General features: G+C 74.5%; 7 protein-coding genes and 1 pseudogene. 4 read left to right on the forward strand and 4 right to left on the reverse strand.

Translation table 11 applies throughout. The features are described from left to right. Window positions 1-471: hypothetical protein (locus ACOV8S_RS07880; protein WP_448316934.1), on the forward strand; the 471-nt coding region annotated here is incomplete at its 5' end. On the opposite strand, the gene ACOV8S_RS07885 is transcribed toward ACOV8S_RS07880, so the two are convergent. Beyond that, window positions 465-707 carry a hypothetical protein gene (locus tag ACOV8S_RS07885; protein ID WP_448316936.1) on the reverse strand — a complete coding sequence of 81 codons (243 nt, stop codon included), beginning with the start codon at window positions 705-707 and terminating at the stop codon, window positions 465-467. The genes ACOV8S_RS07880 and ACOV8S_RS07885 overlap by 7 nt on opposite strands. 474 nt (window positions 708-1,181) lie before the next feature. Here ACOV8S_RS07885 and ACOV8S_RS07890 point away from each other — a divergent pair, with 474 nt between their 5' ends. Beyond that, on the forward strand, window positions 1,182-2,033 hold the full coding sequence (locus ACOV8S_RS07890) for a DUF3626 domain-containing protein (protein WP_448316937.1): 852 nt from the start codon (window positions 1,182-1,184) through the stop codon (window positions 2,031-2,033). Window positions 2,034-2,052: 19 nt separating this feature from the next. Here the strand turns inward: ACOV8S_RS07890 and ACOV8S_RS07895 are convergent, their stop codons facing one another. Beyond that, on the reverse strand, window positions 2,053-2,703 hold the full coding sequence (locus ACOV8S_RS07895) for a nucleoside/nucleotide kinase family protein (RefSeq protein ID WP_448316938.1): 651 nt from the start codon (window positions 2,701-2,703) through the stop codon (window positions 2,053-2,055). Window positions 2,704-2,848: 145 nt separating this feature from the next. On the opposite strand from ACOV8S_RS07895, the gene ACOV8S_RS07900 reads away from it, so the two are divergent. Further along, window positions 2,849-3,637 (forward strand): class I SAM-dependent methyltransferase, encoded by a 789-nt coding sequence (locus tag ACOV8S_RS07900; protein ID WP_448316940.1) that lies wholly within the window; start codon window positions 2,849-2,851, stop codon window positions 3,635-3,637. A gap of 38 nt (window positions 3,638-3,675) precedes the next feature. Here ACOV8S_RS07900 and ACOV8S_RS07905 read toward each other — a convergent pair whose 3' ends face one another. Then, window positions 3,676-4,773, reverse strand: coding sequence for an acyltransferase family protein (locus ACOV8S_RS07905; protein ID WP_448316942.1), 1,098 nt, complete (start codon window positions 4,771-4,773; stop codon window positions 3,676-3,678). A 144-nt stretch (window positions 4,774-4,917) separates the two neighbouring features. Between ACOV8S_RS07905 and ACOV8S_RS07910 the strand changes: the two genes are divergently transcribed. After that, window positions 4,918-6,570 (forward strand): N-6 DNA methylase, encoded by a 1,653-nt coding sequence (locus ACOV8S_RS07910; RefSeq protein ID WP_448316943.1) that lies wholly within the window; start codon window positions 4,918-4,920, stop codon window positions 6,568-6,570. Window positions 6,571-6,683: 113 nt separating this feature from the next. Here the strand turns inward: ACOV8S_RS07910 and ACOV8S_RS07915 are convergent. Continuing rightward, window positions 6,684-6,953 (reverse strand): annotated as a pseudogene (locus ACOV8S_RS07915) (hypothetical protein); the annotation flags it as partial.

Here is a 6,953-nt window from a genome sequence, read left to right on the forward strand (position 1 = left end):
CCCTCGTCCGACTGGTACGCGGGCGCGGGCACGGCGGGCGTGCCCGACCCGGTGCCCTTCTGCTACGGCCAGGCGCTCCCCGGGGCGACCTCGCGGTACCGGGAGTTCTGGACCGACCTGGACGCAGGCGCCCGCCAGGTGACCGTCGTCGAGAAGGACCGCGCCTCCGCCAGGAGCCTGGCCGAACTGCTGCGGCGCAGCGTGCGGCAGTGCGCGGCGCGGACCGAGGCGCAGTACCCCGACGTGGACGCCAAGGTCCGCGACCTCGGCCGCCTCAACGTGGAGGAGGGCGCCCAGCTGTACGCGGTCCAGGTCACCACCGAGTACACCCGGGACGTCCACCTCTTCTCGGTGGGCCGCGACGACCGCACCGTGACGGTGGTCCAGTGGGGCCAGATGGGCCGCTTCAAGGACGCGCCCGTCACCGCCTTCCGCACCACCGCCCGCACCTCGGTCGCCAAGCTCTACTGAGGCCCCGTCAGGCCGCCGTTCCACTCCGGGGGCAGGTCCGCGTCGCAGAACACGCACACGAAGTGCGCGTCCCGCACGACCTGGACCTGCCCGCACCCCGGACACCACCGGAACACCACCGGCTCCGTGAAGCCGTCCGGGCGGCGGATCCCGGCCCGGTCCAGCGCCGTCGCCACCGCGGACCAGGAGGCCAGGTCCGGGCAGTAGCCCGTCGACAGGTTGCCGACCTCCGCCACCTCCCAGCTCCCCGTGCCGGCCGGCCGGCCGGAAGGAGATCTCCCCGGCCCCGAGCACCGGCTCCCCGCCCGCGCAGACCACGTGTTCGCTGCGCCGCGGGGCCAGCCGCATCACCCCGTCGAGGTCCACCACGTACGTGAACACCTCACCGGCCCCTGCCTCCCGCAGATCCTCCGGCCCGCGCAACGCCCGGCCCCTGCGCCCGGGCCGGGCCAGGGCACTCAACTCCTTGGGACCGACGTAGCGGTAGCGGGACACGGTCATGGACCGCGAAGGTACCGGGACCGCGTCCCCGACGAGGGCGCGGCGCGGTGGCCGGCCGGTCCCCCTACGTCCGGGCCGTGCGCGTGCGGGCAGCGCAGGGGAGTGGCCGCAGGCACGGCACGCCGCTCGCGACTCCTGGCGCGGGGCCTCGTGGAGCCGTCGGGAAATGCGGCTGACGTGGGATGCCCCCGTTGGCCAGACTGGCGGGCATGACCACGGACGTCGGCACCACCGTGTACCAGGCGGCGCTGCGGCACGTCGCCGCCCGGGCGGCGGGCGGACCGCTCGCGCCGGGAACGCGCGTCACGGCGCACTTCCACCCCGACCGGCTGCTGCCCGGCGGCAGACCGGTCCTCACCGCGATGGCCGAGGACGGGATCTACCTCTCCCAGTTCGTGACCGGCACCAGCAACGGCGGCCTGACGGCACATCCCGGCGGCGACCGGTGGCGGTGGGAGAGCCGCATCTTCGGCGGGGTCTACGACGCCGTGGAGGCGGTGCACCGGCCCGTCTACGGCGCGCTGAACCACCGTCACGACCCGATGGGCGCCGCGCCCCGGTTCGGGTCCTCGTACTTCCGGCTGACCTCGGCGGCCCTGCGGCGGGCGACCTTCTGCTACCCGGACAGCGCCGCCGAACCCACCGACTTCGGCGTCGCCGACCGCTGCTCGGCATTGGTCGGCCTGGCCGAGGCCGACCGGGAGGCGGACGCGCTCGACGACTACGTCGAGGCCCACGTCCACGGCCCGGTCCGCTTCGACCGCGACGTCGAGGCCCTGGTCCTGGACTCCTGCTACCGCTCCACACCGGTGGAGGAGGCCGCCCGCGCGCTGCCCTGCCCCGTCGAGTGGCACCCCGGGTTCGTCCTCGGCGTCGACGAACTGAGGCGTCGTCCCGGCTACCGCGGCCCCGGGTCCGTCGAGCTCGGCGTCCGGATCGCCGTCGACGGCCGGATCGACCCGGCGGTCGTCGGCGCGGCCGCCCGTACCGGGGAGCACGATCCGCAGGCGCTCAAGAAGGTCTGGCACCTCCTCGCCCGCTTCGGCCGCCGCCCGGCATGACGCCCACCGCGCCGGGAGCTCACCGGGGACCGAGCGGTCCCTCCACGGTGATCACCCGGTCGCAGGCGTCCCGGGTGGCGGCCACCAGCTCCCCGTTGGGCCGGTCGTTGCCCGCCACCCAGGCCCGCGCCGCCTCGGCGGTGAAACCGGTCGAGGTGTGCCGCCCGTGCAGGCGCTCCTCGCGCACCGCCTCGGGGGTGTCCAGGAACCACAGCGCGTCCAGACAGGCCCTGGCCGCCGGCCAGGGCCCCTTCCCGACGGCGAGGTAGTTCCCCTCGGTGACCACCAGCCGCGCCGACGGCTCCACCACGTGGAGCGCCGCCACCGGCTCGTGCAGGGTGCGCGAGTAGCCGGGCGCGTACACCGGCTCGTCGCCCCCCTCCCGGATCCGCCGCAGCAGCGCGGCGTAGCCCCAGCCGTCGAAGCTCGGCTCGGAGCCCTTCCGGCCGGTCAGCCCCAGACGCTCCAGCTGGAGGTTGGAGAGGTGGAAGCCGTCCATCGGGACGTACGCCGCCGCGCCCGGCCCCAGCCGCGCGGCGGCGGCCGCCACCAAGTGCTCGGCGAGGGTCGACTTCCCGGCTCCCGGCGCCCCCGCGATGCCGAGGACCACCCGCCCGGGCGCCCTCTCCGTCAGCGTCAGCGTCTCCCGCAGCAGTGTCGTGGCGTCCATGGACGCCATCGGACCACGTCCACCCCGCGCGCCGCAGCACCCCTGTGACCCAACTCTCCACGGGGCGTCCTGTCCCGCCCCCGGGCCGTGCGCGAGGATCGGCGGACGATCTTGTGTGAACGTCTTCGCAGTACAGGGAGCACCCATGGAGCGCAGTGACCGGAGCAACCCGGACTTCGGGCTCACCGCGGAGGACTACCGACGCCACCGCGCCGGCTTCCCCCCGGAACTCGTCACCCGCCTGGCCGGCCACGGCGTCGAGCCGTCCGGCCGCGACGTCCTGGACATCGGCACCGGAACCGGCAGCCTGGCCCGTCTGATGGCCCTGGCGGGCGGCCGGGTCACCGGCGTCGACCCGGCGGCCCCGCTGCTCGAACAGGCCCGGGGGCTGGACGCCGAGGCCGGCGTGGGCGTCGAGTACCGGGTGGGAACCGCCGAGGCGACCGGTCTGCCGGACGGCGCCTTCGACATCGTCACGGCCGGACAGTGCTGGCACTGGTTCGACGCGCCCCGCGCCGCCGCCGAGGTCCGGCGGCTGCTGCGCCCGGGAGGCCACGTGGTCATCGCCCACTTCGACTGGCTCCCGCTGCCCGGCAACGTGGTCGCCGCCACCGAGGAACTTATCCTCGCCCACAACCCGGACTGGTCCATGGCCGGCGGCACCGGCCTGTACCCGCGCTGGCTGACCGACCTGGCGACCGCCGGGTTCCGGGACATCGAGACTCTCTCCTTCGACCTCGAGGTCCCCTACCGGCCCGAGGACTGGGTGGGCCGCATCCGCGCCAGCGCCGGGGTGGGCGCGAGCCTCCCGGAGGACGGCGTGCGGGCCTTCTCCGACGAACTCACCGCCGTCCTGCGCGACCGCTTCCCCGGGGACCCGTTGCGCGTCGCGCACCGGACCTGGGCGGTCATCGCCCGGACACCCCTCGCCTGACAGCGCGCCTCCCGCACGGGAGGCCCGCGCGAGGCCGTCTACCGCCGGACGGTCTCGCGCGGCCCGCGGAACGCCCAGTCCGTCCTCGGCTCCACCACCGGCCGGAACAGCCGCCGCACCGGCGCCGTGCACAGCGCCGTCACCACCAGCGCGCCCAGCACCGTCACCACGAGGAGGCCGGCGCCGCCGTGGGGCCGCAGCAGGTCGTAGAAGCTCGTGTGCGCGAGGAACTTCATGAAGAAGCCGTGCAGCAGGTAGCCGTACAGGGTCCCCTCGCCGAGCACGGTGAACCACGTCCGGCGGGCAGGCACCCAGGCGAGGAAGCAGACGACCAGGGCCATGGCGCAGCCGAACAGGAGCAGCGTCATCAGCGGCCCCGCCCACCACGGCATGCCCAGCTGCTGCGCGGCACTGCTGTGGTAGAGCCAGGCGTAGTTCATCCGCGGCACCGCCCACCAGGCCGCCGCCAGGCCCGCCACCGCCACCGGCACCGACAGCACCCGCACCACCGGGTGCCGCACCAGCGCGAAGTGCTCCGGCCGCAGACCGAGCCCGAGGACGAAGTACGGCAGGAACTGCAGCACCCGCTGCAGGTCGAGATCCTCGCCGATCGAGGGCGAGAGGGCGGCCAGCATCGCCACCCCCAGCGCCACCGGCAGCGGCCACCGCAGCGACCGCCACAGCGGCGCGGTCAGCCGCCAGACGAACAGCGCCGCCAGGAACCAGGTCACATAGGTGGGGTCCAGCAGGGTGACGGGCCGTCCGGGGTCGTCGTCGCTCCAGCGGGTGAAGAGCGCGTACGCGGTCTCGAAGAGGACGTAAGGCACGACGAAGCCGGTCACCAGCCGCCGGACCCGGTGCGGCGAGGCGTCGAAGGACCGGGAGAAGTAGCCGGAGACCACGATGAACGCCGGCATGTGGAAGGCGTAGACGAACATGTAGAGAGCGAGGACCCCGCGGTCGCCCTCCCGCAGCGGCTCCCAGGCGTGGCCGATCGCCACCAGGAGGATCGCCAGGAACTTGGCGTTGTCGAAGAACGCGTCACGGGAGGCCGGCGCGCCCAGGCCCTGGTCCGGTGCGGAGTGCGTCCGAAGCGCGGAGTGCGTCCGAGGAGCGGTGGAGGTCGCCGTTGACATGCGCCTGCGCCTCACCGGCCGGGCGGAGGCCAAACCTCCGCATCCGCCCCTATGGCGCACTTCACTCGTTAGGAGCAATCCACGTGAACGGTGTCAACGCCCCTTCGTTGAACAGTTCCCCCGGTGCTGTGTACGGTGTGCGCCATGACTGACAGCGCTGGGAGCCAGGCGGCAGGAGCTTTGGTGACCGGCTCGGAGATCGCCCGTCTCGCCGGCGTCACCCGCGCCGCCGTCTCCAACTGGCGAAGACGGTACGACGACTTCCCGGAACCGGCCGGGGGCGGCCCCAACAGTCCGCTCTTCGACCTCGCCGAGATCCGCTCCTGGCTGGAGCGCCAGCGCAAGGGGCAGGACGTCTCCGAGGAGGTCAGGCTCTGGCAGACCCTCCGCGGCGCCTACGGCGACGACATGGTCACCGCCCTCGCCGACACGGCGGCGCACGTCGACGACCCGGACGCGCTCACCCCGCTCCCCGAGGAGGCCGTACGGCTGGTGGGGCGCCTGCTCGACCGCGGCTCAGCCGCCGACCTCGTCACCGGACTCGCGGAACGCTTCACCGACTCCGTCCGCCGCGCCGCGTCCGACCAGGTCACCACCGCCCGAGTGGTGCGGGCCGTGCGCCACTTCGCCGGACGGGTGGCCAAGGACGCCGTGGTCTTCGACCCGGCCTGCGGGATCGGCACCCTGCTCCTGTGCGTGGGACCCGAGCGCGGACCGCGGCGCCTCGGGCAGGAGATCGATCCGCACAGCGCGCGCTTCGCCCAGTTGCGGGCCGACCTGACGGGCCGCGCCGGAGTGGAGATCGCGGTCGGGGACTCGCTGCGCGAGGACCGGCTGCCGGAGCTCAAGGCCGATCTGGTGGTCTGCGACCCGCCCGTCGGGGACACCGACTGGGGCCGGGAACAGCTCCTGCTCGACCGCCGCTGGGAGTTGGGCACGCCGTCCCGGGCGGAGAGCGAACTCGCCTGGCTCCAGCACGCGTACGCGCACACCGCCCCCGGCGGCCGGGTGCTGATGGTGATGCCCGCCTCGGTCGCCTACCGCAAGGCGGGCCGCCGCATCAGGGCGGAACTGGTGCGGCGCGGCATCCTCACCCAGGTCACCGCGCTCGCCCCGGGCACCGCCGCCTCGCACGCCCAGCCCGTCCACCTCTGGCACCTGCGCCGCCCCACGGGCCCCGGCGACACGGCCACCGCCGTGCGGATGGTCGACCTCACCGGCGAGGACCCGGACGGGCCGCTGGATCCCGGCCCCGCCCAGACGGCGGAGATCGCCCTGATCGATCTGCTCGACGACACCGTCGACCTCACCCCCGGGCGCCATGTCGAGGACTCCACCCGGGACTTCGCCGCCGAGTACCAGGAACTGCGGCGGCAGCTCGACGAGCGGCTGGCGCGGCTCGGCCCGCTGCTGCCCGCGCTGACCGCGGGGCGGGGCCCCGGTTCCCTGGACGGGTCCACCGTGAGCGTCGCCGAACTCGCACGGGCCGGGCTGGTCACCCACGGGGAGGACGAACCGGCCTCGGCCAGCGAGCAGTTGGACACCGACTACCTGCGCGGCTTCCTGCGCTCGTCGGCCAACGTCCGCCGCTCCACCTCGCTCAGCGGAACGTTCCGCCTCGACGGGCGGGGCGCGCGGGTGCCGCAGATGGACATCGACGAGCAGCGCCGGTACGGGGCGGCGTTCCGCACCCTGCGGGAGTTCGAGACCTGCGCCCGCGAGATCGCCGACCTCACGGCGCGGATCGCCGAACTGGCGGGCGAGGGACTGGGCAACGGGGCGCTGGCCCCGGGTTAGGGCGCGCGTGGGCCCCGGACCGCGGCGTGCGGTCCGGGGCCGGCCGGCTCCTGGGGTCGGGCGACGCGCTCACTGCCTCTCCGGCGTGCCGGAGGAAGGGCGACCGCCCGGCGTCACGGGGTCGGAGGCGGCGAAAGCTCCAGGCAGACGGCCTCCACCGTGACAAGCGCCCCGGCGGTTCCGGTGTTGTTGAACGTCACCGTCCAGGCGGTCGGCGAGGTCGCCTCGCTCGAGATGACGACCGGGAGCGGGGACATGGCGGTGGGGGTCGTGACGTAGCCGCCACCGGTGACGGTCGTCCCCGTCGGGCAGTTCGCCGTGATCGCGGCCGTCTCGCCGGGGTCGAGCGTGTCGGACGCCGACGGGCTGACGGTCTCGGAGAC

This window comes from Streptomyces sp. CO7, assembly GCF_053474865.1.

What these genes read in the sequence shown, in the direction of transcription:
- ACOV8S_RS07890 (WP_448316937.1), top strand. Translation starts at nt 1,182, where the DNA reads ATGACCACGGACGTCGGCACCACCGTGTACCAGGCGGCGCTGCGGCAC.
- ACOV8S_RS07895 (WP_448316938.1), bottom strand. Translation starts at nt 2,703, where the DNA reads ATGGACGCCACGACACTGCTGCGGGAGACGCTGACGCTGACGGAGAGG.
- ACOV8S_RS07900 (WP_448316940.1), top strand. Translation starts at nt 2,849, where the DNA reads ATGGAGCGCAGTGACCGGAGCAACCCGGACTTCGGGCTCACCGCGGAG.
- ACOV8S_RS07905 (WP_448316942.1), bottom strand. Translation starts at nt 4,773, where the DNA reads ATGTCAACGGCGACCTCCACCGCTCCTCGGACGCACTCCGCGCTTCGG.
- ACOV8S_RS07910 (WP_448316943.1), top strand. Translation starts at nt 4,918, where the DNA reads ATGACTGACAGCGCTGGGAGCCAGGCGGCAGGAGCTTTGGTGACCGGC.